Consider the following 26,380-nt stretch of genomic DNA (forward strand, 5'->3'; position numbering starts at 1 on the left):
CCGTTCCTCTCCTAATTCCCCAGATGTCCCCGTTCGTCCGGCTGCCGTCATGAGGCTGCCTCCTGCGCGGCTTTCGCCTGAGCCGACGGCAGCGCCTGGGCGCGCGCGGCGGCTCTTCCGCCACGGCCGGTGATCGTGGCCAGCGGCTGGACGTTGAATTCCTGCGCCAGTTCCTGGAAGGACAGGACAGGAAGCTCGATCGCATTGTGCGTGAGCAGGCTGCGCATGTGACGGCGCACGTCCATCGCCGCAAGGACGACCGGCGAGACGTCGCTGGAGTTGTGCGACAGCGCACGCTCGACTTCGCCGACCAAAGCCTGCGCATCATCATCCGAAAGGTTCAGAAATGTCCCGGTCGATGTGCTTTGCACAGCGTTGCGCAGAACATCCTCCGCCGACCGCTGCAGCACGTAAGCCGCGATGATGTTGTTGCGGCCGGCGCAGCGGAAGCTGATCTGGCGCTTCAGGGATGTGCGGACATATTCCGTCAGCAGGACGACGTCCTGTTCGCGTTGGCCCCATTCGATCAGCGCTTCCAGAATAAGGCGCAGATTGCGGATCGGCACGTTTTCGCCGACAAGCCTCCGAAGCACTTCCGCGATCTTCTGCAGCGGCACGATCTCCTGAACCTGTCTGACCAGATCCGCGTATTCCGTCTCCATGTCCGACAGCAGCCTGCGTGTCTCCTGGATGCCGACGAAATGACCGGCATAGAGCCGAAGCGCGTTTCCGGTCCACTTGGCGGCCGTTTCCGCGGGCGTGGAGAATACGAAGCCGGCTTCTTTCAGCGCCGGGACGTGGCGGTCATCGACCCATACGAATTTGCGCTGGCCGGCAATCGAGGCGGCTTTTTCGTAGGTCACCTCGAGCAGATCGAGGTGCGTCAGGTCCGCTTCGACGAGAACGCGGCCGGCGGGAATTTCGGCGTCCAGGATGGGCGCGCCTTCCAGGTCAATGCGGATGCCTCGTGGTGAGAGCATCTCGTCGACCTGCATGCCGATCGCCGGAACGTCGACGCCGAGATCGCCGAAGAGTTCGCGGCGAACGCCGTCGGCGAGCGCGGCAAATTCGGACTCCGGTATCGAGTCCGCGAGTTCGGAGCCGAGGCGTGCGACCACGCGATACGAGGCAGGCAGCGTTCCGGTGGGAATTGCCGAAAGCGAAGCGGAGCTTTCCCGTTGTTCCTGGATCGCGATCGGCCCGATGTCCTTGGACTCGGATTCCTGGGCGCTGCGGTGATTGATTGCATAGGCGCCCGCCCCGAAGCAGGCACCAAGGACCAGGAACACGATGGAAGGAAAGCCTGGCACCATGGCAAGGCCAACCAAGATCACAGCCGCAAGCGCAAGCGCACGCGAGTCCCGCAGAAGCTGGCTGGTTATCTGCCGGCCAAGGTCGCCTGTCCCATCCGCACTGCCGACGCGCGTCACCATCGTGCCGGCGGCGACTGCGACGAGCAGTGCCGGTATCTGCGCCACCAGCCCGTCACCCACGGTGAGCAGCGAGTAGGTCGCTGCCGCATCGCCCAGCGACATGTCGTGCTGCAGCGTGCCGACAGCGAAACCGCCGATAAGGTTGACCAGGATGATCACAATCCCGGCGATGACGTCGCCCTTGACGAATTTCATGGCGCCGTCCATCGCGCCGAACAGCTGGCTCTCGCGCTCCAGCTGCTGGCGCAGACGGCGTGCTTCCGCCTGATCGATATCGCCGTTGCGCAGTTCGGCATCAATGCTCATCTGCTTGCCCGGCAGCGCATCGAGCGTAAAGCGCGCGGCCACCTCGGCGACGCGTTCCGCACCCCGCGCAACCACGATGAACTGCGCGACGGTGATGATCAGGAAGATTACGAGGCCGACCGCAATGCTGCCGCCGACGACGAAGGTACCGAAGGCGGTGATGATTTCGCCGGCGTCGGCCTGGAGCAGGATCAGCCGCGTGGTCGTGATCGTGATCGCCAGCCGGAACAAGGTTGCAATGAGGATGACCGACGGCAGCGACGAAAACTGCAGCGGATGCGAAACGTAGAACGAAGCCAGCAGGATGAGCACACTGATGGCGATATTCGCGGTGATGAGAATGTCGACGAGAAATGTCGGCAATGGGATGAGCATCATCACCACGGCGAAGAGCATCAGGACGGCGATGACCAGATCGCTACGGCGCGACAGCCTGGCAAGGAATTGCAGAAGCCGCTCCGACACGGTCATGGTCATTCAACGCCTCGTTGGGAAAGGAAGCGCAGCAAGGCGCTGTGAGCCTCCGTCTTGCGCCCGGCCACGAGCAGGGCGCGGCTCTTCAGCAATGCAAGCGCCGGGTGGTCCATTCCTTCCAAGGTCTCCAGCCTGGCAATCGTGGCCAGCGCCTTTTCCGCCTCGCCATCCAGTATGAGCAAGTGCGCCAATGTCCTCAGGAGACCGGCATTTTCCGGCGCCAGCTGTGCGGCGATAAGCAGGTACGTCGCACCCCGCTTGGCCTGCCCATGACACCCGTAGAGATAGCCCAGGACATGCAGCAGATGGACCGTGTCGTGCGGGTCGGTCAGATCTCGATTCCTTCCTGCATGCGACCAAGCAGATCGCGATGACGCTCGATCTCACCCTCGATCAGCGCTCTGGCGAGCGTCTTGAGCTGCTCGCCGCCCTCAAGGTCAGGGACCAGGTTCGTTATGAAATGCTGGAGAATAGGCACGGAGCGACGCAGGATGGCCGGCTCCGGAATAGCGGGCATGACGAAGTTGATGAGTATGTCATCCAGCGATTCGCCTGCCGCATCTCGAGAGGCCTGGAATTCCGCCGTTTCAGGCCTTTCGGCGGCCGCCGCCGATTTCGTCTCCTGAGCGCGTTTTGTGCCTTGGTCGACGCCATTCATCCGCCGCCGGTTGATTGTCTGGCCGCGCACGCCTTCCGCCTGATGCACGTCGCGGCCGACAGTGTCCCTCCTCGCGGAATCGAGGCGCGGCCCTTCGAGCCGGCGGTTCACGGATATTTCAGCGCGACCGTGGCGCCGCCCTTGGTCAAGAGAAGTTCGGTGTCGCCGATGTGCTTGACGGTCCAGCCGTCGTCGGTGAATGCACCTTCGTGATAACGCGCGCCATCGGCTGCGATGACGTAAGGCCGCTCGCCATACCAGATCGCCTGCAGCGTCAGGCGCGGCGCCTGCGGCGCGTTGCCGATCATGACGTTGGATACCAGGGGGACACGAGCGCCGAACGCCTGGTCGAACCAGGATTGCGTTTCCGTCCAGGCGTTGCTCTTGTCACTCGGGATCATGCCGGAAACCACCAGGCGCCCGGGCGATCGCTGCACGGTCACCGTGGCTATGCCTGACTGATCGAGACGCTGTTTGAGCTGGCTTTCCGCCTCGGCGACAGTCTGAATCTGCGCCGGCGATGAATCGTCCAGCACGTCCTGGTCCCGCTCGCCGGCGAAAGCCATTCTGACCGGCTGATCGCCTCGGGAAGACGTCTGCGCGCCGATGTCGGACTTGGCGAGTGAGAAATCGGACTTGGCGAGAGAGAACCCGTTGGCAGCCACGGAAACGGCGAAAACGGCAAAGAGAACGCTGCCTGCAACCAGCATGGGGCGATTGCCGATCAACCACCGGCTCGAGGGCTGTTCCGGATTGACCAGCCGGATGCGGGCATCGCCGATACCGATGACGAGCGGCAACCTGCAGCGGCTGCCCTGTCCTTCACGGATGATTTCGCCTGCGGCGAGCGCGACATCGCCGCCGATGGCTTCGATTTCAAACTGGCTGCCTTTGCGCCGCAGCCTCGCGTGGATCGGAGCGATGCCGGCATCCCTGAGGACAACGTCCGATTCGGTGCTGGAGCCGATCGTATAGAGGGGGCCAACGAGACTGAGTTCGGCGCCTGCATGAAAACCGTGGGTCACGCTGAGCGCGATGGACTGTGCGGTTGCCGGCGATGGGGAAATGATCGACCGAAGCCGGCGACCTGGCGCGGCATCCAGATATCTGCCGATAGGACTAGCGGTCATGCCACTCCATCTCCCCGCCGATGAGGATTTCAAATGCTGCCGGATGACGGCGTTCAAAAATTTCCGCCATGAAAGTACGCCGCCGGTTGCTCGCGGCGGCGCATGAGTTCGAGCATCTCCCGCGTCAAGCCTTCTCAGCCGACTCGCCGAGCGTCTTGGCGGTGCTCATCAGCATGTCGTGCTGGGATTTCGCGATCTCTTTCGTGATCTCCAGGCTGAACATGCGCTCCTGCTGCTTGATCATCTTGTCCAGGTTTTGTTCCGGCGACCCTGCAGAGCCGGATGTAATGGGAGGGGTAGCAGCCATCATTGTCTCCTTGAGGGGGCTATTCAGGTTGCAAGCCCGCGCTCACGCCTGCGGTCCGGGACTTGCTATAACAGCTTAGGGCAGGACGATCGGAAATGAAAGTCCACTTGGAATATTTTGAGCTTGTTTGTTCCAACTGTTGCGTTTCAGGCGTTCACGGAGTAGCCTGATCGACGGGGTTTTATGGGGTAATGGGAATGGAAAAAGGTCCTTTGGCGGAGCTGTTGGTCGAACGGTTTGAGAATATGCCGCCGCAACTGCGGGTGGCGGCGCGTTTCGTTCTGGATCATCCCAAGGATGTGGCGCTGATGTCGATGCGCGAGCAGGCGCAGCAAGCCGGCGTTTCGCACAGCACGATGATGCGGCTGGCGCGGTGGCTCGGCCTTGAAGGCTATGAGGACATGCGCAGCCTTTATGCGCGCGCGCTGCGTGAGACGACGGCTGGAGAGCCGGCCCGACAAGGTGTCGAACGAGATGGCGATTCGGGGTATTCGACGGCCGGGGTCGTTGCCGACTCTCTCGCTGCCCAGATCTCAAGTCTTGGCGAATACGGCAACGCCATGCAATTCGTCGCCGCCGCCAAGCTGCTTGCAGAATCGCGCAATCTTTTCGGTCTCGGCTCAGGCTCGGCTTATGCAATTGCCAGCCATTTCGTTCACATCATGTCGTTCGCGGCTGGCGGTGAGCGCAAGGTGATGCTTGTCGGCGAGATCGCCGGACACGGTCTGGATGCGCTTCAGCATGCGGGGCGCGGCGACGTGCTCCTTGCTGTGGGCATGTCGCCCTATGAACGCATGACGATAGAGGTGGCGCGCCAGGCGGCCCGGCAGGGCGTCGGCGTAGTGGCAATCACCGACAGCAGCGTGTCGCCGCTGACCCGGATCGCGCGGGAAACAATCGTCGTCACCTCAAATTCGCAATCGTTCTTCCGAAGCATGTCGCCGGCGTTCGCCGCCGTCGAAATCCTGGCGGCGCTAACGGCAGCGCGGTCCGAAACCAATGCCGCGGAACGAGTGAAGCAGTCGGAAGAGCAGCTTGCTGCTTTCGGCATTTATTGGAAGCCCCCTCGATAACAGCGGAAAGCTTGCGATCGGGATGGGCGTGACGGCGGCCAGCCTGCCGGCAACAGTGATTTCCGGAGGTCGTCCAGATGGTTCGCCCGATAACGCTCACCAAGCCGCCGCTCCAGCCGCAAAAGGTCAACGCCAAGGCTGATACAGCGCAGATCGCGCGGCTGGAGGCGCAGGCAGCGGAGCTGCGGGAAGAAATCAGGCTTGCCAACAGAATGGGCGAGCGCGATTGGGCGGCACAAGCCCGCCAGGAATTGGCGCAGGTAAACACGCAACTAAGTTCCCTTCAGCCGCAGCCGGCGACGCCGGGCGTCAATGTCGTGAACGCCAGCAATGGCGGCAATGGAACGACGGTCACGCCAGCCCTCTTCACGCGGCCCGATTCGACGCTCGCGCTGACGCCGGTGGACCTCGATGGCGGCAAGCCCGAAGACAGCGCCGCGGCAGCGACGACTGCCCGCGACATCGTCAAGGACGTCACCGGCGGCAAAAGCATCGACCAGATTGCGGCTGCGCGCGGCATGACGCGCGAACAGGTTCTTGCCGCGCTCAGGTCCGGCGGGATGACCGTGTCGGCCACTGACCCGACGAGCGGCAATGGCGATGTCCAGACGACGAAAATCACGGATGCCGGCGGCCGCACCGTCACGCAATATTACGACTACCAGCATGACAGCTACTACGCGACCGTCCAGGAACGGCCTAACGGCGCAGCGACCACAACGCCGGTCCGTGACGGGCTCGGACGCAAGGAAACCAGCAGCTACAATTCAGACACCGGCGCCATAACGACGCGCTATGAGGACGATCTCGGGACAGGAACCGTCACCGAGCGGACGTCATTGCCCAACGGTGCATCGGTGGAAACGGTGACGCCGGGCGCCGGCCCGTCGCTTCCCGTGACCACTGTCACCGCTCCAGACGGTCGCAAAACCGTTCTGAAGCCCTCCCAGGATCCAGGCGGGGCAACCACCGGAAAGATCAAGCACGACCTCGCCGACGGAAAAAGCATCGAGCAGATCGCAAAGGAAAACGGCCTCACCAGCGAGCAGGTGATCGCCGAATTGCAGGGCGCCGGCTATAAGGTTACGGCTACCAGCAGCAGCGATGCGCAGTCGGTCGAGCTCGCCGATCCGCGCACGGGCGACAAGACGGTCTACTCTTACGACTATCAGCACGATGTACGCACCGTCACGACAACGGCGGACGGCAAGAAGACGTCGCTATCCATCGATGGCAACGGAACCGAAACCAAGACGGTCACCGACAAGGACGGTCGGGTGACGACAACCACCACCGAGAAGATCAATGGCGGCAAGCCCGTGGAGTACGAGGTCAAGCCGGACGACAACCTGACCCAGATTGCTCGCCAATATGGCGTCACGCTGGATGACCTCAGGCGCACGAATCCGGAGCTTTTCGGTTCGTCGCGGGACCCGAACATAATCCACACGGGCGAAAAAATTACCATCGAGAACGGTACGCGCACGACCGTTGGGGTCACCTTCAACGGCTATACGCTGACCACCAAGCCCGATGGCAGCATGACGCTGCACAACAACACCACCGGCACCGACCTGAAAATCGAGGCAGGAAGCACGCAAGAAGCCCTGGCCAGGACGCTGCTGGCGGTGAACCCTAACAGCAGCGATCCCAAGGTGGCAAAAGAGGGCGAGGTCGTGAAGACCTTCGTCGAGGGGCTGTTGGCAGGGGAGACCCTGCCCAGCCTTATCGATGCCGCGGAAAAGGCCGGACAGGACAAACAGGACCTGATCGACAAATACCACCTGGGTACGCCCGCCAAGCCCAAGCTTGACGGGCAGAACAGGGTTGTCGATCCATTTGGCGATCCACCCCAGGGCAACGCACCCTCCGGGGGAAAATGGATGCCGATGAAGATAGATGGCGTCTGGAGGTGGGTCGATCCCCAGGTCGCCCAGGCCATCATCAACGAGAACGTCGCACTGTCGCGCATCACCGAGACGCGGGCTCTGGCAGGCCAGCGGCAGGAGCAGTTCAACGTCGATCTGCTCGATCCTGCCTGTAAGGATGCCGTCGACGGCGCGCAAACCATCATAAACAAGGCACTGGAGCCTCACGGCCTGCAATGGACGCCGCAGAAACCCAAGGGCACCCTTGCCGATGCGCAGGCGCGGCTGACCAAAGCCAACACCCTTCTGCAGAACGCACAGGATGCCCGAGGCGAGTATGAGAATGCCGGGCGCGTCCTCAAGGAGGCCATTGCCGGTCAAGGCAAGCTCACTCCTCTGGGCGATCCGAATGCGCCGTCGGTCAAAGCGCGGGGCACTCCCGACCTTGATCCGAAATACGACCAGGGCGTCGCCGACCATAGCGCCGTCGACAAGCTGTTTTCCGAGGTCGGCCTGCATCTGAGCAAGGGCGACAAGCTAACCATCGATTACCTGGTTGGGCAGGCCGAACTCGCCGGCGTCCCCGCGGACTCCAAGGAATACAAGGACCTCAAAGCCCTGCAGACGACGGCAGGCAACCAGCTCGAACTGGCCCAGGCCTACCAGAACTATTTCGACGCCCATGCCGATGCCGCGCAGGTCAGCGCGCGGCAGACGGACCTCGAGCAGAAGCTGGCTACCGAATATCTTGGTAAACAGAACTTTAATTTTGACGAGAAGTACAATCGCATCAATGGCGACTACCTCGGGCACTACAAGAACTCGTCGCTCGAGATCCGTGACGGCCAGCTCTGGGTGGTCAACCATTTCGATGAGGGAACCACTGAACAGCAGCTGACCTACAGCCTGAACGACAAGCATGTCAGGGGCGAATATCGCGACCGCCAACTCAACAAAGACTGGCAGGCGCTGCTGGCCGGCTACGACTCCAACGCAAAAATGTGCACGGCAAATGGCCTGCAATCGGTGAGGTCCAGCGAGGAGCAGGCAGCAAAGAGCCTCAACGACGTCCTGGACCGGCAGCTCGGCGACAGCCTCGCCGATCTGAACGCCAAGCTGCCGACCCTGCAGACCAATTTCGACAATGCGCTGACGCATCACAAGCCGGGATCGGTCGATGCTCCCGAAGGCACGTTGCCCGACGGCGTGCAGCCGGTCGAGATCAATGTCGGCGGACAGACGATCAAGGTGGCGCCGGACGTTGCCCGGAACTACAACGAGCATGGGATCGATGCGCTGACCCAGGGCGGGAAGGCGATCTGGATCGACCTTGATACCAAGGATGACGACCCCAATGGCCGCTGGGTCGATCCCGAACTGGCGGTCGCCAAGCTCAGGCTGGAGGCGACAAGGCTTCAGATAAGTCAAATCCAGGATCTGCGCAGACAGTTACAGGGCTTCAACGACTATCACGAGCTTCGGCTCAGCGAGCCGTCTCTGCTGGCCGATGACAACACCACTGTCGACAAAACCTATCTGGACAAGCACGAGAAGCAGACGCTCGACGCCATCTATCAGCCGAGGTTCCAGCAGCTGCTCGACAGAGGCTACGACAAGGAGTTCCACCAACAGCACGGCACGGATCTAGATACTACGGTAGCCAAAACGCTCGGCCTGGACAGTTCGACCGATGACGGCCGCGATGCGATAAAGAATGTGACGGACGAGATCCGCGATATCGGCGGCGACAACCCGTATGTGCGTCGCGTGCCGATCTTCTATGTCGACGACCAGGTTGGAACGCAGCAGGTCACGCTGTTTGCGGTGCGCGACGGTGATGGCAACACCCGCTACGTCGACGCGACCGGCAAGAAGTTCGACGACCTCGGTGATTTCCAGGACAACAACAGCCAGTTTGGCGAGAACGGCAAGCTCGTTGTTCCCAAGGGGCTGGAGATGAAGGCGGGAGCCGACGGCAAGATCGCGCTTGAAGTGGTGAAAGCGCGCAACGTTTCGGTCTGGGACAAGGTCGTCGATCCGCTGGTTGGCATCGGCACCGGCATTGCCACCATCCTGTCGTTCACGCCGGCCGCGCCGGTCGCGGCACCGCTGGCCTATACGGGCGCGGCCTATCTCGGAACGAGAGCCGTAATAAACGAGGTCAACCACCTGGACCATGGCGGCGAGTGGGACGATACCGAGTCAGTGATGAACATCGCCAGTGCGGCAAGCACGGTTCTGCCCATGGCTTCCAGCGGCCTGCGCACCATTGGAATGGCGGGAAAGGAAATGACGGCCCTGCAGGCCTTCCGCGGCACCATCGGCGCAACACGCTCAGGCTCGTCCCTGGCGCTCGAAACCCGCAGCTACATGCAATCGACCGCTGGCCTGAACAAGGCGGCCTGGGGAATGGATGTCGGCTCCGTGATCGTCGGCGCACCTTTGCTCGCGACATCTGCCTACGATCTCGCCGCCAACGGGGACCAGATGAACGGTCTCCAGCTTGCCAATGCGCTTACGGGTCTCGGCACTGGCGTCACCGGCACGGGGCTCGGCATCCATGGTCTGCGGACGCTGCGGCCAGGAACGGGCACGCAGGACCCCAACGCTCCCGGCGCTGATGCCAATCCGCCGCCCGGCGGCGACGGACCGTTCCAGCAGCCGCCTGGCGGCAAAGGACCGTCGCAGCTGGCGCTGGAACCCGGCCCTTCGGGGCGTCCGATGGATGTGTACGAAATTGGCGCCGACGGCGTTTACCGGCCGACCGGAGAACAGGTCTTCCACGATCCCAGCCACCCGGTGATCCCAGGAGAGGTGATCAAGACCGATGACGCCAGCGGCAATAGCTCGACGGCGGCGCCGGACCGCGATCCTGATGGTTCGACTGCGTCCGGCACACCGCGCCCCGCCGACGGCGACCCCATCGTCGTGCTAGGCGCGCAGACAGGAAAGGACGGGCCGGTACGCCTTGTCTGGGATCCGGAGACACGCAGCTTTACCGGCATGCCCGAACGCGACACGAGCGGCTATGTCTACACCAGCGGCAAGGATCCGAAGACGCCGTCGGCCTATCTCGACGGCCTGACCGTCGAGCAGCTCGTCACCCGCCATGAACAGGAGAAGGGCTACTATTCCAGCCGCGAGATGGCCGAGCGTTATGGTCCAGATGGCGTTCAGATACCGCGCACGCCGCTCCGCGAGACATTGCCCGACTTCCGCGTCGGCGTCACCTTCCGGGTCCGGCTGAACACGGGCCAGGCGTTCGGGATCGGGTCGCCGACCGTTGCTGCCGTTGGCTTCGGCGTCGGCACCAAAACCGATTTCGGCATGATCGGATGGTCGATCGTCGACAGCGTCAGCCAACGCAGCCTGACGCCCGTCAAGGACGCGCTCGGCACCCAGGGCGTCATCTCCTACCGGCCGCGCGAATACAGAAACATCACCGGCCTCCAGGCCGGCATCTGGCCTGTGTCCAATCAGACGGCCTTGCCGGTCCGCGCCAGCGATCTATCGGCGGCGGCGAGCAAGGCGGTGTTCAGCGACGGGACCGGCTATGATGCCAGATCGCTGGATGCCGCCATTGTCGGGATGACGCCGGATGGCGAAGGCACCGTGGTCGAGATGACCTACACACCTGTGCTCGAAGGCAAGGAGGTTACCCTCGCGCCCGGCCAGCATGATTTCTTTGGCGTGCCGGCGGAAAACAGCTCCGGCCATGTCACGCTGCAAGGCGCGCTGCCTTTCGATCGCGTCATGACCGAGACCAAGGCCGGCATACGCCTGCCGATCGTGGCCAATCATGTTGCGGCGGTCGACCAGATGCCTCGCATCGGTTTCGAGAAGCGTCCTGAACTGCCTGTCAAGGACACGCTGCAGCCGGGCGACGTCGTGTCGGCGCAGGCGTTCGACCAGATCCAGTCGGCGCTTGGCTCGACAAACCTGAAGATCCAGTTCGCCGTCAAGGACCCGGCGAAGGCATCCGAACTCGTCACTGCGATCGGGCAGGGCGATGGCATTCGGTCGATCCGCGACCTGGTCAAGTCCGGTCAGATCGATCCATCGAACACGGTTTCCCTAGTCGATGAGCCGACGTTGAGCGGACTGCGGCTTTCAGCTGTCCCGGGCAAGTCGCCCACGGCGGACATCGTTTTGCTGACCGGCGAGAAGGCTCGCGTGGTGAATCCTGAGGCGATGCTGGTCGACGTCATCTTCAACGATCGCAACAGGCTGCCGGGTGCGCTGGGTTTCAATCCGGATCGGATGGTCACTTCCGCGACCTACAAGGTGAAATCGACGGTGCAGTCCTGGCTTCCGGCGCGTTTCCGACCCGAGGGATCGCCGCAGTCGCGTTACATGCCGAGCGCCGGCAACATCTACCGAAACCTCTATGGTTCCGACGGGACTCTGGCGACGCGCTACACGGTTTCGTTCTCCACGCCTCCGCTGCCGGCAGGCGCGGTGGCGTTCAGTGCCGAGGTGAGATTCCAGTACAAGTCGAAGGCGGCCAAGACAGCTCCTTCGATCGCCAAGAACGAAACCGCGACGCTGACTTTCGATCGCGCCGACGGACAATCCGAACAGGTGACGATCCCGGCCTGGCTCGCCCGCGCGGTGGAAACGTCGCGCGACGGCGCCGCGACAGCCATACCCAAGGGCGGCAAGGCCTCGCTGGATCAGTTCCTGGTCGACCTACAGAAGACGGCGCGGCCGGATCAGCTCGTCGCGATCGGGCAGTTCAAGAGCGATTTCGGCGCTTCGATCGTCGACGGCGGTTTCATGCGCCAGGACGTTGCCGACGGCGTGCTGACGTTCCTCTCCTCGCAAGCGAGGCCACCGGAAGCCGGGGGGGACGGTATCCGGCCTGCGCCCAGGCCGGCGCCGAAAGGACGGGGGTTCGCGGCGGATGGGTCAACGGGTCCGTCATCCGCCAAGCCGCTTACGCAGACCGAAATCGCGGCTAATCGCCAGGAGGCGGCGAGCCTGCTCGATGACATGCTCAATCAGAGCCTCGGCATGCCGGAGGTCACCAAGGCCAATCTCATAGATCAAATCAGCCGCTCGCCGACGCTGATGGAACTCCTGCGCAACGCTCACGCGAAAGGCATACGCATCGTCAACCCGGCGCGACAAGACCTCCGGATTTTCGACGCCAGCTCCGGCGATGATCTGACCGCGACCGGATCACAGTATGTCAGCGACGTAGGGGTGGTCTTTGTCGATGCCGAGACATTCCGCGCGGCTGACGCGAGCGGCGACACCGTGCTTGCCGAATTCGTCGACATGCTCGGCCACGAATTGTCCCACGTTGCGGACGCTCCAATCGACCTTCATCCCGACGATTTTCCAGATCGGCAGGCGTATAAGGATGCCGTGGTTTCGGCCTATATGAACGTCGAGGGTGAAGCGTCATTCATTCAATATGCCGCTGCCGACGAGCTTGCGGTCAATGGCGGCAAGCCGGCTGCTATCCTTGGCGCCGAGTGGAATTCGGCCCAGGCCGATATCTTCGCCCGATACAAGGCTGGCGAGATTGATCGATCGCAAGCTGTTGAGGAGATGTCGGCGCTATTCGGTGACAAGGAGCCGAGCACCGCAGACGGAACTTACGAAGAGTTTTATGGCCGGTACGCCGATGAGCTGTACGACCAATACACGTCCACCGATTCCAATCCCTCAGGTGAAACCGGCCGTCCCGCGCCGGCAAACAAGGGGCAATCGGCTCCGAACAATGGACCGCTCACCCGGGACGGCGTCAGAGCTACCCCGCTTGACCAGGTGCCGGATCTCGTGATGGGCGATTTCCAGCCGAACCAGATTCCGTGGCTCAAGCGCGAGCAGGTGGCCGAGCTGACTGAACAGCAGTTCCGTGACCTGGATCAGGCCGGCTTGCTGCCCTCCCTGACCAAGAGCCAATTGCGCGGCATCCCGAAGGCAAAGACAGGCTATGTCAACCTAGCGGGTCTCGTCGAGAGGCAGATTCCTTGGTTGACCGAGGGCCACATTCGCAATCTGACCGACCAGCAATTCCATGACCTCGGCAAATCGGGTTTGATCCGCCACCTGACGAAACCACAGTTGCAGGCGGTAAAAGGAGACAAAGTCGGGCTCGTCGACGTATCGAAGTTGGATGCGCGGCAGGTGCCGTGGTTCAAGCCCGGCCAGGTCGCGAAGTTCACGTCGCAGCAATTCAAGGATCTGGGCGAAGCTGGATTGCTGAAGAACGTCGTCGAGCGCCAAGTTCAGGCCATCCCTGAACCCATGATCGGTTCCGCGGACATGGCGAAGTTCGATCCCAAGCAGGTGCCGTGGCTGACCGGCAAGCAGATCCCGGCGCTGACCGGCGATCAATGGGGCGCCTTCACGATCCACCACACCGAGGCCCTGATCCAGCCGCAGATCGAAGCGGTGCCACCAAAACAGTTCGGGGAAATGAGCCCCGGCCAATTCCGCAAGTTCACACCTGAGCAGTTCGAGTGGATGAGTGGGGATCAGACGAACGCCCTCTCGGTGCTGCAACTGACGACCTTTCGGGCGACCCATAAGAAGGCGATGACGCCGGATCAGGCCGCCAGTGTCGACCTGACGCTGAGCCACGCCAGAATGCGTGAAAACGCTCAGGCGCTCGCCACCTTTGGGGGCATGTCGACCACCTCGTACATGTTGTGGAGTTCGTTGCCTCCAACTTGGAGCGCCACTGCCGGAGCCGTTGCATTTGGCGTGCGAGGGCTCGTTTTCGGCACACAGGCGATCTTCCCCAATGCGACGGCAAGCAACAAGCCGTTCGGGCGATTCCTCAATGCGCTCGGCGGAGCCACGTTCATTGCTGCAGCGCCAGGTGCCGCGACCGGGATGATCCAGGGCAAGGATCTCGTCGTCAACAGCACGTTCTCGCTCGGCAACGTCGTCTATGGCACCAAGTCGATGCTGCAGTCGTTCACTGGCAGGCCGGTGATCCGAAACCTGGCCGAGTATCTGGCTGGACCCGGCTATGTGCTTGGCTGCGCCGTCTATACGCTGCACTCCTGGCCGGCGCCGATCGCCACGGTCGCCGGCACCATGTTCACATTCGGCTGCGCCGAGTTCTGGGCGTCGGCCATAAGGACGGACCGGATGAATCGCCGTTCGGTGCCGCGGACCGATGCCGATATCGCGGCGGCGGCAAAATCCAACAAACGATGGACCACGGCAGATCGATGGACGCTGGGCATCACCTTCGGCGTTGGAATGCTTCTCTTCTCGCTGGACTCCCTGCTCGCGCAGCCTTGGGACCCGAAAACGACCCCTCCGACCGATCCGAAAAAACCGGATGACGATGCGTCGTCCCAGCAGCCCGATGATCACTCGGATGTTCCAGGCGGGCCGAAGACCCCGCCCGAAGACTTCCCGCAACTGGTGGTGTCGGCCGATGACGGCCTGAATTTGCGGAGCCAGCCTGCGGGCGATTCGGCCGTGGTGACGGTGCTGCAACCCGGCACGTTCATCGAACAGACCGCGAAGCCTTCGACCGATCCGTCCGGCGATGCCTGGATACCCGTCCAAGGGTTCGGACCGGACGGCGAAATGCACAGCGGCTGGGTTTCCGGCGACTATGTCGAGGTTCATCCTGAGGGCAGCAGCAATCGCGAGGGCCGCACGAATCCGACACTGGAGAAAGACGGCTATCAGTGGGTCGAGGTCAAGGACGGCGACAGCATTCGCCTGATCGCCAAGGCGCATTCAGCGGATGTGGCGGATACGGTGGTGCTGAACATGGATCATATTCTGAGCCCGGATATGATTTTTTCTGGCGATCGCATCTACCTGCCGATTGCGTCGGTCGGCTGAGACGCCGCGGGCTCAACTCGGGAGTTGTCGGCAGGCTGCGCCTTGCCGATTCTCGCGGCATATGCATGTGCGATGCAGCCGGCCAGCTTTGCCGCCCGCTCCGCTATCGGATTGGATGGTTCGGAGGAGTACGAAGCGGTGAACCGCAGGTCGGAGGGATGCCAATCGCAGTCGACGATGCGCAGGGCGCCGCTGGCCGCGTAGTCTTGGATGACTTCCCTGGGGAGGGAGGCGATACCGATCCCGTTCAGCGTCATCTTGATGGAAGCGGCCAGCGAATTGGCCGGAAAGATACGCGGCGTCGCTTCAAGTTCGCCGGTCAGCTTGCGGTAAAGTTCGCTGTAAGGTCTCGTCGTGCGCGCATAGCTGATGATTGGGAATTGCATCAGGTCGCTCACCGTCAGCTTGCCTCGGTTGGGCAGTTTCAAGGCGGGCGAGCAGACCCATACAAGCGGAAAGGACGGCAGCTCCATATTCTCGATGCTGTATTCCTGAATGGGGCCCATCAACACGGCAAGATCGAGCCGGTGGGACATGAGCTCGTTGCGAAGGGTCGTCGTCGTGTCGACGACGATATCGGCATCGACAAGCGGATAGTTCGTCTGCAATTCCTTGAGGAAATCAGGAAGCCAGGTGTGCACGATGGTCTCGGCAACCCCGAGCCTGAGCACTCCCGCGGTCTCCGAAAGAGAGTTTGCCGTCAATAGCAGCCGTTCGGCCACGCGCAGGACCCGTTGCGCCGGCGGCAGCAGCCGTTGTCCCTCGGCGGTCAGCCTTACGGTGCTGCTCTGCCGTTCGAACAACTTGGCGCCGAGCGCTTCTTCCAGACCGGCAATTCGGGTCGACACCGCCGGCTGTGTTGTGTTCAGGCGTTCGGCCGCCTTTCGAAAGCTTCCGAAAGTGGCCACCAGGAGAAAGGTTTCGAGCTGCTTGATGTTGAAAGGGATCACGGTTCAATGCCGAACAATAATCTGGGCGCCGATCTTTACCCGGTCGTATAGGTCGATAACGTCATCATTGGTCATGCGGATACACCCGGAGGAGTTGGCCTGTCCGACGGTCCATGGCTGATTGGTGCCATGAACCCGATAAAGCGTGTTGCCGATGTAGAGCGCGCGCGCGCCCAATGGGTTGTTCGGTCCTCCCGCGACGCGCGCCGGCAGGAAGCGGCCCTTTAATGCTTCCCTGGAGCGCATTTCGGCCGGCGGTAGCCAATCCGGCCAGTCCTTCTTGCTCGAAATCGTGTCGCGACCGGACCACTCCAGCCCCTCCTTGCCGACACCGACCGCGTATCGCAGCGCCTTGCCGTCTCCCAATATGTAATAGAGGCGCCGCTCCGTGGTGTTGATTACGATTGATCCCTTCGGTTGAGCCTCACCGAAATCAACGATCTCCCTAGGGATTGCCGACCATGCCGGCCGCATTTCTCCACCCGGGGCCTGATCGGGAGCGGATGGCGAGACCAGCACATTTCGGGCTTGATCGTAGCTCCAGCTTCGCGGGTCATAGCCGCTATTCGATTGACCCTGCGCCGGCGCCACGGCGGCAGTCAACGTGGCAGCAATCAGAATCGATGCACCCAAGCCCCTGACGAGACGCGGGCCGATCGGGGTCCGGCGCCCTGGAATGCCCGCAGGAGCATTCGAGCTCGAGAGCAGGTTCTTGTGTGCTGCCACCGGCGGCCGATCCCTTTCAAATTCGAGCAGGAAACCGGCGACTACGAACCCGCTTCTGCATGCGCACCATATCGCTTTGCTCACCGTTCGCAACATTTGGAACCAAATGCACATAGGAAATCCAATTGGACTTCCAATTTGGCAATGCGCGCGATAGGATGAATTCGGCGGGTAAACCATGAGACGGGCGACGCGGGCCATCGCTCCGCGCCCCTGCGATAGGACCAATGTTGACGGGACGCGGTACCTGCCATTTGGACCGGTTGTCGAAAGCCAGCGCTGCCTTCGTGGCAGGCGGCCTGACGGTGATCCTGATGTTCGGCCTTGCTGCTTCGCGGGCGGATGCCGCCGAGCCTCGCTGGCCTGCCGGTCCCTACAAATACATCACCATCGATCAGTCGGTGACGGGTGCGCTCGTCGAACTTGGCCGCAACATGGGAGTGCCCATGCGTGTCAGCAAGCTCGTAAAAGGACGCTTGAGCGCCGGCATGCCGGTCGGAACGGCCCGCGAGTTTCTGGAAGAGATCTGCAATCGATACGGTCTGGTGTGGCACTTCGACGGTATCGTCATGAACGTCGCAACCGAAGCGGAGGTCCAGACGGAGCTGATCCCGCTTGATGCCAACACAGCCGCCAGCGCGGAGGATCGGCTTTCACGGCTAGGCGTCATTGATCCGAAGTTTCCGGTCAAGGTTTCCAAAGAGGACGATGTCGTCTCGGTGTCGGGGCCGCCGTCCTATATCGAGCTCGTCAGGAAGACGCTCGGGGTTCCCGCCGCACAGGGCAACAAACAGGAGCCGGGCAAGGTTGTTTCGGTCCGCGTTTTTCGCGGAAAGCAGGCGGAGGCGCAAAGTGTCCCCTCTGGAAAACCGACCAAGGAATAGGAGGCAGGTTCATGCAGATCGCGCCGATTGGAGCCTTGGAGGCGACGCTGGCAAACTTGACCACCAGCATAAGCTCGCAACAGCAGATCACCGCCGGCGCGGCGGCGCAGCCGGGGAACCGGATGGTGGGCGCCAAGCAGGAAAAGCACGAAGCCGCGAAGCTCAACATGCCTGAGCGCGGCGATGTCGCCACACGCGCAGGTCAGCAGGTGGCGCAGGCGTCGTCGGGAGCCAATCCGGCCATGACCGGACAGTCTTCCAAATCGGAAAAGGCGCCGATCGTCGAACATAAACTCTTCGACTATCTGGCCGAGGTGGAGAAGGGTGGAGGGGGAGCGGTCACGGATCCCTCGGCCCTGTTCGGTTCCGCCGTTCAGTCGCTGGAAGGAACCATGCAGCAGGTCCAAAAGGCCCTCGGCAAGGCGAACCCGCCAGCGCAAGCGGAAACAGCTGCCACGCACGATGCCGCGCCGACAGGCAAGGAAGCCGAAAATGCGCCGGCAAAGAATGTCGAGCAGCTGCTCGAACGATCCATTTCGGTGATGTGGGCGGCAGCCAATCTCGAAGTCGTGACGAGCAGCGTGAAGGCCGTGACGTCGTCCACCAGCACGCTGATCAAGCAACAATAGGCGCTGCGGAGTGCTCGTGCCCGAATTGGTCCTGCCGCGGCGGTCGGCGCTGTTCAGTCGATGCATCGCTGGATGCCGCGTCACGCTTGTCCTCGCGGCCATGCTTTTGCTCCAGGCCTGTTCCGTGGAGCTCTATTCCAACCTCAATCAGCAGCAAGCCAACGAAATCGTGGCCACGCTGATGCGTCACGGGATTCCAGCCCAACGCGAGGCCGGCAAGGACGGCAAGATGACGGTTTCCGTACAGAAGGGGCGTTTTGCCGAAGCCATGGCTATTCTCGACGAAAGCGGTTTGCCCAAACAGGAATTCCAGACGCTCGGCGAGGTGTTCAAGAGGGACGGGCTTGTATCCTCGCCGGTGGAAGAGCGGGCAACGATGATCTATGGCCTGAGCCAGGAGCTTTCGCAGACAATCTCGGATATCGATGGCGTGCTTTCCGCGCGCGTTCATCTCGTCCTGCCCGAAAACGATCCGCTGAGGCAGCAGCTGGTGCCGTCGTCCGCCTCCGTGTTCATCCGGCATCGCGCATCCGTGCCGATGAATGAGCTGATCCCGCAGGTCAAGATGCTGGTGGCCAAGGGCATAGCCGGACTGACCTACGACAACGTCTCCGTCACGCTCATTCCGGTCGCCGCGACAGCCCCGGAGCAGGAATCCGAGCCAGGGTTCACGACCTTCCTCGGTCTCTGGCTGCATCCGGACAGCGTGGCGGCCGCGATGTGGCTGTTCTACGGCATGGCGGCGGCGATACTCGCGCTGGCTGCCCGGTTGGCGTACCTGCAGTGGTATCGCCGGCCCGAGGTCTACGCCCTCGAAGCTTCCGCAATGCCTGCGAAGAAAACATGACCCGGACCGGCTCGGAGCAAGCCGCCAGCCCGGAATGGCAGGCATTCATTTCCGGCCTCGCATCCTATGCGGACGCGGCCCGGCTCGCGGAATGCTTCGACGGCACGATCAGCGAAGCCGCATGCCAACGCATGCTGCAGTCGCAACGCCTGCATGAGCGGTTATCGAAGCTTCTGCTGGAACATTACGGGCTCTCTTGCGCGGCCGATGAACCGTCCGACGAAGTGGATCGGGCGATCGCCTTGTCGTCGGGCGAGGAACTGGAGGATCTCGCCCTTCGCTCGGGTGCCATCTACTGGGCCGGCAGTCTTGCCGCTGTCATTGACGGGCGCGAGGCCGATGCATTGCACGCGGCGCTTGGCGCGGATCTCAGTACTTTTGCGGTCGCCAACCGCGATCTGGCCGGTCCGGTGCGGCCGTTGCAGCCCCTGGAAGATATCCGCCGTCGTGTCTATGCCGATGGCCTGAGCTGCCTTGGCGGTTGGTGTCAGGCGATGCCGGGCGAGACGGGCATGCGCGTTCGACTCAAGCTCATGCCGCACGAATTCGTCGACCGGGCGGCCAAGCCGTTCGTCGAGGCCGGTCCGGCGATCGTCCGGCGAGCGATGGGGCTGGCGTGATGGTCGAACCGGGCACTGCGACCACCGATATGGCAAGGCGGCCTCGCGCGCGCATCCTGCGCGCCGCCGAGCAGCGCGCCTGGCAGGATGGCTATGCATTTCTCGATGCGGCGAGGCGTGATGCCCAGCAGATGCGCGACGCCGCCCGGCGTGCCTATGCAGCCGAATATGCGCAGGGCTATGAGGACGGCAAGGCGCAAGGCGATGCAGATGCCAGCCGGCTGATGAGCGAAACAGCGGTCAAGGTGGATCGCTATCTCGGCGGACTGGAAGCCGAAGTCACCAGTCTCGCCCTCGAGGTCGTCAGGCGAATTCTGGGCGAATTCGACGTCGGCACGCTTGTGGCAAAGGCCGCAAGACAGGCCGTGACCGAAATTCGCCGAGCCAAATATCTGAAGATCCGCGTCCATCCCGCCTCCGTGGACAGGGTTCGCGAGGAGCTGGACGCAGTCTTGCGCAAGAGCGATCTGGGCATGACGGTCGAAATCGATGCGGACGATGCGCTGGCGCCGGCCGCTTGCATTCTCTCGACCGATATCAGCGTCATTGACGCCAGCATTGACGCTCAGCTCGACGCCATCGCCGCCGCGATCTCGTCAAAGGCCGAGGCGCCGGCATGACAGGTTCCGCCATCGATATCGAGAGCCGGCTGGCGTCCATCATTCCAAATCTCCGCTCCGGCCTGCGTGACGATTCCAGCCGCCCCCGGAAAGGGCGTGTGCGGCGGTTGATCGGGACGGTGATCCACGCGACCGTCGAAGAAGCCCGGATCGGCGAGATATGCGAGCTGGTCGACCCCAAAACCGGCAGGGCGACCGGGGCGGAAGTCGTCGGGCTCATGGACGAGATGGCGATCCTTGTTCCGTTAGGCGATCTGACCGGCCTTTCGAGCCTGACCGAGGTCGTCGCGACCGGAAAGGACCAACTGGTGGCCGTCGGCCCAGGCCTTCTGGGTCGGGTGATCAGCGCGTTCGGCGAGCCCTTGGATGGCAAGCCGCTTGCGCCGGACGGCATTGTCGGCAGCTATCCGGTCAATGCGTATCCGCCATCCCCGCTGGAGCGCAGTCTGATTTCCGAGCCGATCCAGCTTGGGATCCGCGCCCTCGATGGGCTGCTCACCTGCGCGCGCGGGCAGCGCGTCGGCATCTTCGGCGAGCCTGGTGTCGGCAAGTCGATCCTGCTCTCCGACATCGTCAGCGGCACCGACGCCGATGTTGCCGTGGTCGCCCTCGTCGGCGAACGCGGGCGCGAGGTGCGCGAATTCCTCGAACACCAGCTTGGACCTGAAGGGCGCCAGCGGGCGATCGTCGTCGTCGCTACGTCGGACCGGCCCGCCATCGAGCGCGTCAAGGCCGCTTACGTGGCGACCAGCATCGCCGAGTTTTTTCGCGACCAGGGCAAGCATGTGCTGCTTGCGATGGACAACATAACCCGGTTTGCCCGTGCGCAGCGTGAAATCGGCCTGGCTTCGGGCGAGCCGCCGACGCGTCGCGGTTTTCCGTCTTCGCTGTTCGCGGTCCTGCCGCGCCTGCTCGAGCGCTCCGGGCCCGGTCGCGTCGGGTCCATCACAAGCCTCTACAGCGTTCTCCTGGAAGGCGACGGCACGCTGGATCCGGTCGCCGAGGAAATTCAGGCGCTTCTCGACGGTCACGTCTTCCTGTCGAACGAACTTGCGCAGCGGAACCATTTCCCTGCCATCGACGTCCTGCGCAGCAGAAGCCGCCTGATGGATGCCGTCGTGCCGTCCACGCATCGCGCCGACGCCGGCCGTCTGCGCGAATTGCTCGCTCGCTACGCCGACATCGAACTTCTCTTGCGTGTCGGCGAGTACGAAAGGGGCAGCGATGCCGTGGCGGACGAGGCGGTGGCAAAGATCGACGCCATCAACGCCTTCCTGCGTCAGCCGTCCGCCATGCACGAGAGCATCGAGAAGACTCGCCAACTGATGCGGGAGATCGTCGATGAAGGAGCGTGACATGATCGACCGATTGCGAGACCTCAGGCGCCGCCGCGAAGAACGCGCAAGGGAGGGCGTGATCAGAAGCCATGCGGCCGCGCACCGGGCAGCAAGGCAAGGCCGTGAAGCGGCCGCGGCGGTGACGGATCACCTCGAGCGCACCGTCGACGCCGAAAATGCAGCCTTCGGTGCGCTTGTTGGACGGGCTGTAAAGGCGGCCAGGCTTCGCGGGCTCCAGGGACGGTTCGAGGGCGCTGCAAAAAAAACCGAGCAGTTGCGGGAAAACGCGAAGGTGGCAGCGCTCGATGAGCGGCGACGGCAATCGGAATTGTCGGCAGCCCGCGCTGATCACCAGGCAAGTATGAAGGCCGTGACCAAGCTGGACAGGCTGTCGGAGCAACTGACCAAACGCGGCGCGCGTCGGCGCCAGGCCTTTGCCGAGCTTTCAGAGGAAGAAGAGCGCGGCCAACCGCGCCCGTCCGCAGAACGCTAGCCCAATCCGTGATCGTGACTATGGATGTGATGCCACAAGCCGTCGCGTCGGCGAAAAGGAAAGCGCGGGTGAAACCGGCGAAACGCGCGGCCGCACGGTCGGGCGTCGTCGGACCGGTGCCGTTGGAATCCGTTGCGCCGGAGGAGGTCGGGGCATTGAATGCCTTCTACCGCCGCCGCGCCCTCACGGAGATCACAGTTGCAGGCAGGGCTATAGCGGTCGCGGCCGTCTGGCCGGCGCGGCAACCGGAGGACGAGCTGGTATGCACCATCGCGCTCACGATCGGAGACGCGATTGGCAACTTGCGCCTGCCGTTTGCCGTTGTCGAACGGGGTTTCGCCAGCGCCGACGAGCTGATCGACATGGAACGACTGGCGCCCGCTCATGCCGCCCTGCTGTTGGAGGCCGCGTTCGAAGACGATCTCGAATGGATCGAGGGCAAGCTGGGTGAGAGGATCGCGATCACCTCGGTTGCGCGGGGAAATGCAGTCTCAGGCGAAACTCCGTTCGCTTTTGTCCTGACCGGCAAGGATGAAACGATAGGCGGCGTCTTGACCGTGAACGATGCCGCTCTGGCGGTGCGGATCGGTCGCATTCTCGACGAGCTCGGCAAGGCCAGGGCGCCGATCCCGGCCGAATTTCCGCTGCCGGTCTGCCTTCGGCGCGGCCCGCTTACGCTCACCCTTGGCGAGCTTCAAAGCCTGCAGACCGACGATGTGGTGCTTTTCAACGATGCGGCGGAAGAACGTATGGCGGCGCTCGTCATTGCCGAGCGCCTCTATGCGCCGGTGACCCTGACGGCGGATGGCCCGCAATTGCTTGCCGCGCCGGCAGCTATCGCCGGATCGAACTGGGAGTGGACCATGAACCAGAACGCGCAGCCGCCGGCCGGGCAGGCCCTGGAAGAGTCAACGATCGACGAGCTGCCGGTGGTGCTCGCCTTCGAGTTAGGCCGCACCGCAATGCCGCTCGGAGAAGTCAGGCAGCTTGCGCCCGGCGCTATCGTTCCGCTCGCCGATGTGGCCGGGGCGACTGTCGACATCCTCGCCAACGGCAGGCGTGTCGGTCGTGGCGAGATCGTGCGGATTGGAGAAAGCGTGGGCGTGCGGATCGTCCGCATGTTCGACAATGCTTGAGAATTCGCCCAACCTGCTTGGAATTCTGATCGCCGTCGGTGTGGTCGGGTTGCTGCCGCTCGCGGTCGTCACCATGACGGGCTTCCTGAAGATCTCGGTCGTTCTGTTTCTCATCCGCAACGCGCTTGGCGTTCAGCAGATGCCTCCCAATCTGGTGCTCTACGGCATAGCGCTCGTGCTGACGGTCTATGTCACCACCCCATTGCTGAGCGAAATGTCGGGCCGGCTTCAGGAAGGGCAGGTGCAGTTCCAGACCACCGATGACCTCGCCAGGGCGGCGCAACTGGTCAGGGAACCCTTGCAGCGCCACCTCATGAAATTCACCCAGCCGCAAGAGCGCCAGTTCTTTCTCGATGGAACGAACCGCCTGTGGCCGGAACAGGCGCGGCAGAATCTCAAGGACGACGATCTGTCGATCCTTGTCCCTGCCTTTGTCGCATCCGAGCTTACCCGTGCTTTCGAGATCGGCTTCCTGCTTTATCTGCCTTTCCTGATCATCGATATCGTCGTTGCGAACGTGCTGATGACTCTCGGCATGATCATGGTTTCGCCGGTCCTCATTTCGATCCCGCTGAAACTCTTCCTTTTCGTCGCCATAGACGGCTGGTCGCGGCTGATGCATGGCCTCATCCTGAGCTACGGCTGACGCCGCTGGAGGTTTTGCATGAGCAACGACTTCATCCTGGCGAAGGTCCAGGGCGCGCTTCTGACGGTGTTGCTGGCCTCAAGCCCGGCCATCATCGCGGCGCTGGCCGTCGGCATCCTCGTCGGCCTTGCCCAGGCGCTGACGCAGATTCAGGACCAGTCGCTGCCGCAGACCATCAAGCTCGTGGTGATCCTGCTGGTCATCATGGTCTTCGGTCCGCTGCTTGGCCAGCAGATAGCGCAGCAGGCCTCGACAGCGCTGGACGAGTTCCCCGTCGTCACGCGTTGAGCCACGCGGATGCCGGTCGAACCACTCTTCACCTCGGTCAAAGAGCTTCAGTTCTATCTCCTGGCAGGCGCTTTCGCGCTCGCCCGCATGACCGGGTTCATGCTCCTGATGCCGCTCTTTTCGCGCGTGCCGCTGTCAGGGCTTCTGCGCAGTGGTGTGGCGCTGGCGCTGGCGGTTCCAGTCTTTCCGATGATCGTGAACAAGCTGACGAGCACCGATCTCCCGACGACGATGATCGTGCTCTACATGCTCAAGGAGGTCGTGGTCGGGGTGGCGCTCGGGCTGGCGATGGGTATACCGTTCTGGGCGGCGGAGGCCGCGGGCGATATACTGGATCTGCAGCGCGGTTCCACGATGGGGACGCTGATCGATCCGATGATGACCCATGAGACGGGGGCCACAGGCACCTTGCTCGCCGTCATCATGATCACGATCTACCTCGCAGCCGGCGGCCTGCAACTTTCCCTGACCGGCCTCTACGACAGCTATGGCCTTTGGCCGATCGACCGACTTCTGCCGGTGTTCAGCAAGGATGCGGCCGGAATCTTCCTCGATCTGCTGAACCGCATTCTGGTGATGGCGCTGACCCTCGTTTTCCCGCTCATCATCAGCATGCTGTTGTCCGACATCGTGCTGGCCTTTCTGGCGCGCGCCTCGCCGCACCTCAATGTTTTTGCGCTTTCGCTGGTCGTCAAGACGCTGGTCTTCAGCCTCGTCTTTGTCCTCTACGCGGCTTTCCTGCTCTCCTACATGAACCGTGATCTCGGTTTCCTACAGGAGGCAGGCCGTCAGATAGAAGCGATCGGCTGCCTAAACTGTCAGTGAGAGTCAGTATGTCTATGCTAAAATGCTAATAATGGAGCGTTCACCGGCTAACCAATAAATACAATTTATCGAATAGGAAAGATTCTGACAATTTGACAAGCGGCTAGCCTGCCGAAGATCTTACGCTCTTTCGATGTGTCTGTGAAACGTGCATACTCCCGGAAACCATGCCTCGCCAGACCACTTCATTGTTCTATGACAATTTGCGACTGGTCGATGCAGATAAGCTGCGCAGACTGGTTAGGATGGGCGCTTATGAAGGGCATACAGGAGGGCTTGCGAGCGGCAAGCTCCAGGCCAACGTCGTCATTGTGCCCCGCCGCTTTGCCGGCGACTTCCATCAGTTTTGCGTCCGCAATCCCAAAGCCTGTCCATTGGTGGGGGTGAGCCGCGCCGGCAGCCCATTGCTTCCAGCGCTGGGTGATATCGATATCCGCACCGATGCTCCCCAGTATAATATCTACTACTTCGGGGAAGTGATCCGTCAGAAGACGGATATCATCGACCTGTGGCGGGATGATTTTGCCGCCTTCGCGCTCGGCAGTTCGCTTACCGTCGAAGCGGCCCTCATCGAAAAGGGAGTCAAACTGCGCAGCATCGGCTGCGGCAAAGCGCTGCCCAAGTTTCGGACCGGCATCATGACGCGCGGCGCAGGACCTTTTGGCGGTGAGATGGTCGTCTCCATGCGTCCCATAAGACAGGGCGATGTCGACAGGGTTCGCGCCCTCACCGCACGCTTCCCGCTTGCCCATGGCTCGCCTATCCATGTCGGGGAGCCATCCATTATCGGAATAAAAGATCTGATGGCTCCCGACTGGGGCGATGCCGTCGAAATCATGGACGGGGAAGTCCCGGTGTTCTGGGCCAGCAGCCTGACTGCGCAAGACGCTCTCGCTCGCGCCGAACTCGCGATCTCGATCACAGTATCGCCAGGGCACATGCTGATCACCGACGTTGACGCACAAGCGGATGCGGGTGCCTTCAAGGTTTGATACCAGCCTTCCGGCATCTCACCGATACCGTTGTCTTCTTGGTTCCGATGCCGCTGACGGGGCCCAACGACCGGGATATGCTGGAAGCATCCGTCCGCTTTTCTAACCTACCGATCCCAAAGCCGTCAGTCTGCTTGCGTGAAGATCCTATGGGGATGGAAGGCGACCGGCGCTCTGCCAGAGTGAAGTCGCCAAACATCACGTGGAGGTCAGCATGCAAGCCAACACCACCAAAGCCCCGGCCGCGATCCGCGTCGATCTTGCTGCAATATTTGTCTCGTTAGAACTGTCTCGTTCAAAATGGCTCGTGACTT

General features: G+C 62.3%; 21 protein-coding genes. 14 read left to right on the forward strand and 7 right to left on the reverse strand.

Annotated features, from left to right (window positions below; translation table 11 throughout):
- Positions 1–47: 47 nt before the first annotated feature.
- The 5 genes from sctV to RFN28_RS03080 form a co-directional block, all read right to left on the reverse strand.
- On the reverse strand, positions 48–2,216 hold the full coding sequence (sctV, locus tag RFN28_RS03060) for a type III secretion system export apparatus subunit SctV (protein ID WP_320285894.1): 2,169 nt from the start codon (positions 2,214–2,216) through the stop codon (positions 48–50).
- On the reverse strand, positions 2,213–2,395 hold the full coding sequence (locus RFN28_RS03065) for a hypothetical protein (protein ID WP_320285895.1): 183 nt from the start codon (positions 2,393–2,395) through the stop codon (positions 2,213–2,215). The genes sctV and RFN28_RS03065 overlap by 4 nt, the downstream gene beginning before the upstream one ends.
- 146 nt (positions 2,396–2,541) lie before the next feature.
- Positions 2,542–2,871, reverse strand: coding sequence for a hypothetical protein (locus tag RFN28_RS03070; protein ID WP_320285896.1), 330 nt, complete (start codon positions 2,869–2,871; stop codon positions 2,542–2,544).
- A 107-nt stretch (positions 2,872–2,978) separates the two neighbouring features.
- On the reverse strand, positions 2,979–4,058 hold the full coding sequence (locus RFN28_RS03075; protein ID WP_320285897.1) for a SctD/MshK family protein: 1,080 nt from the start codon (positions 4,056–4,058) through the stop codon (positions 2,979–2,981).
- Between the two features lie 67 nt (positions 4,059–4,125).
- Positions 4,126–4,308, reverse strand: a complete 183-nt coding sequence (locus tag RFN28_RS03080) for a hypothetical protein (RefSeq protein ID WP_192251710.1) — start codon at positions 4,306–4,308, stop codon at positions 4,126–4,128.
- Between the two features lie 224 nt (positions 4,309–4,532).
- On the opposite strand from RFN28_RS03080, the gene RFN28_RS03085 reads away from it, so the two are divergent.
- Positions 4,533–5,381: a MurR/RpiR family transcriptional regulator gene (locus RFN28_RS03085; protein ID WP_320285898.1), complete on the forward strand. Its 849-nt coding sequence runs from the start codon at positions 4,533–4,535 to the stop codon at positions 5,379–5,381.
- Positions 5,382–5,458: 77 nt separating this feature from the next.
- Positions 5,459–15,073 (forward strand): LysM peptidoglycan-binding domain-containing protein, encoded by a 9,615-nt coding sequence (locus RFN28_RS03090; RefSeq protein ID WP_320285899.1) that lies wholly within the window; start codon positions 5,459–5,461, stop codon positions 15,071–15,073.
- On the opposite strand, the gene RFN28_RS03095 is transcribed toward RFN28_RS03090, so the two are convergent.
- Positions 15,046–16,023: a LysR family transcriptional regulator gene (locus RFN28_RS03095; protein WP_320285900.1), complete on the reverse strand. Its 978-nt coding sequence runs from the start codon at positions 16,021–16,023 to the stop codon at positions 15,046–15,048. The genes RFN28_RS03090 and RFN28_RS03095 overlap by 28 nt on opposite strands.
- A 3-nt stretch (positions 16,024–16,026) precedes the next feature.
- A complete protein-coding gene (locus RFN28_RS03100) occupies positions 16,027–16,950 on the reverse strand; it encodes a L,D-transpeptidase (protein ID WP_320285901.1) in 924 nt (307 codons plus the stop codon).
- Between the two features lie 113 nt (positions 16,951–17,063).
- Here RFN28_RS03100 and RFN28_RS03105 point away from each other — a divergent pair, with 113 nt between their 5' ends.
- The 12 genes from RFN28_RS03105 (at position 17,064) to RFN28_RS03160 (ending at position 26,066) form a co-directional block, all read left to right on the forward strand.
- The gene (locus RFN28_RS03105; RefSeq protein WP_320285922.1) at positions 17,064–17,633 is read left to right on the forward strand and encodes a type III secretion protein; all 570 of its coding nucleotides are present in this window, start codon (positions 17,064–17,066) and stop codon (positions 17,631–17,633) included.
- An 11-nt stretch (positions 17,634–17,644) separates the two neighbouring features.
- Positions 17,645–18,262, forward strand: a complete 618-nt coding sequence (locus RFN28_RS03110; protein ID WP_320285902.1) for a hypothetical protein — start codon at positions 17,645–17,647, stop codon at positions 18,260–18,262.
- Between the two features lie 10 nt (positions 18,263–18,272).
- Positions 18,273–19,109 (forward strand): type III secretion system inner membrane ring lipoprotein SctJ, encoded by an 837-nt coding sequence (sctJ, locus tag RFN28_RS03115; protein ID WP_320285903.1) that lies wholly within the window; start codon positions 18,273–18,275, stop codon positions 19,107–19,109.
- Positions 19,106–19,729: a SctK family type III secretion system sorting platform protein gene (locus RFN28_RS03120; protein WP_320285904.1), complete on the forward strand. Its 624-nt coding sequence runs from the start codon at positions 19,106–19,108 to the stop codon at positions 19,727–19,729. Before sctJ ends, RFN28_RS03120 begins: the two co-directional genes overlap by 4 nt.
- A complete protein-coding gene (gene sctL / locus RFN28_RS03125; RefSeq protein WP_320285905.1) occupies positions 19,729–20,349 on the forward strand; it encodes a type III secretion system stator protein SctL in 621 nt (206 codons plus the stop codon). The genes RFN28_RS03120 and sctL overlap by 1 nt, the downstream gene beginning before the upstream one ends.
- Positions 20,346–21,704, forward strand: a complete 1,359-nt coding sequence (locus RFN28_RS03130; RefSeq protein WP_320285906.1) for a FliI/YscN family ATPase — start codon at positions 20,346–20,348, stop codon at positions 21,702–21,704. The genes sctL and RFN28_RS03130 overlap by 4 nt, the downstream gene beginning before the upstream one ends.
- On the forward strand, positions 21,691–22,179 hold the full coding sequence (locus tag RFN28_RS03135) for a hypothetical protein (RefSeq protein ID WP_320285907.1): 489 nt from the start codon (positions 21,691–21,693) through the stop codon (positions 22,177–22,179). Before RFN28_RS03130 ends, RFN28_RS03135 begins: the two co-directional genes overlap by 14 nt.
- A gap of 68 nt (positions 22,180–22,247) precedes the next feature.
- Positions 22,248–23,315: a type III secretion system cytoplasmic ring protein SctQ gene (gene sctQ / locus RFN28_RS03140; RefSeq protein WP_320285908.1), complete on the forward strand. Its 1,068-nt coding sequence runs from the start codon at positions 22,248–22,250 to the stop codon at positions 23,313–23,315.
- Positions 23,308–23,961, forward strand: a complete 654-nt coding sequence (gene sctR / locus RFN28_RS03145; RefSeq protein ID WP_192251680.1) for a type III secretion system export apparatus subunit SctR — start codon at positions 23,308–23,310, stop codon at positions 23,959–23,961. The genes sctQ and sctR overlap by 8 nt, the downstream gene beginning before the upstream one ends.
- Positions 23,962–23,979: 18 nt before the next feature.
- Entirely contained in the window at positions 23,980–24,249 is a 270-nt protein-coding gene (locus tag RFN28_RS03150) for an EscS/YscS/HrcS family type III secretion system export apparatus protein (protein WP_126085461.1), read from the forward strand.
- 9 nt (positions 24,250–24,258) lie between these two features.
- A complete protein-coding gene (sctT, locus tag RFN28_RS03155) occupies positions 24,259–25,074 on the forward strand; it encodes a type III secretion system export apparatus subunit SctT (protein ID WP_320285909.1) in 816 nt (271 codons plus the stop codon).
- A gap of 167 nt (positions 25,075–25,241) precedes the next feature.
- Complete coding sequence (locus tag RFN28_RS03160) at positions 25,242–26,066, forward strand: D-glutamate cyclase family protein (protein ID WP_320285910.1); 825 nt, start codon at positions 25,242–25,244, stop codon at positions 26,064–26,066.
- Positions 26,067–26,380 lie beyond the last annotated feature (314 nt).

It is taken from the genome of Mesorhizobium album (assembly GCF_033977205.1).
GTDB lineage: Bacteria > Pseudomonadota > Alphaproteobacteria > Rhizobiales > Rhizobiaceae > Mesorhizobium > Mesorhizobium album.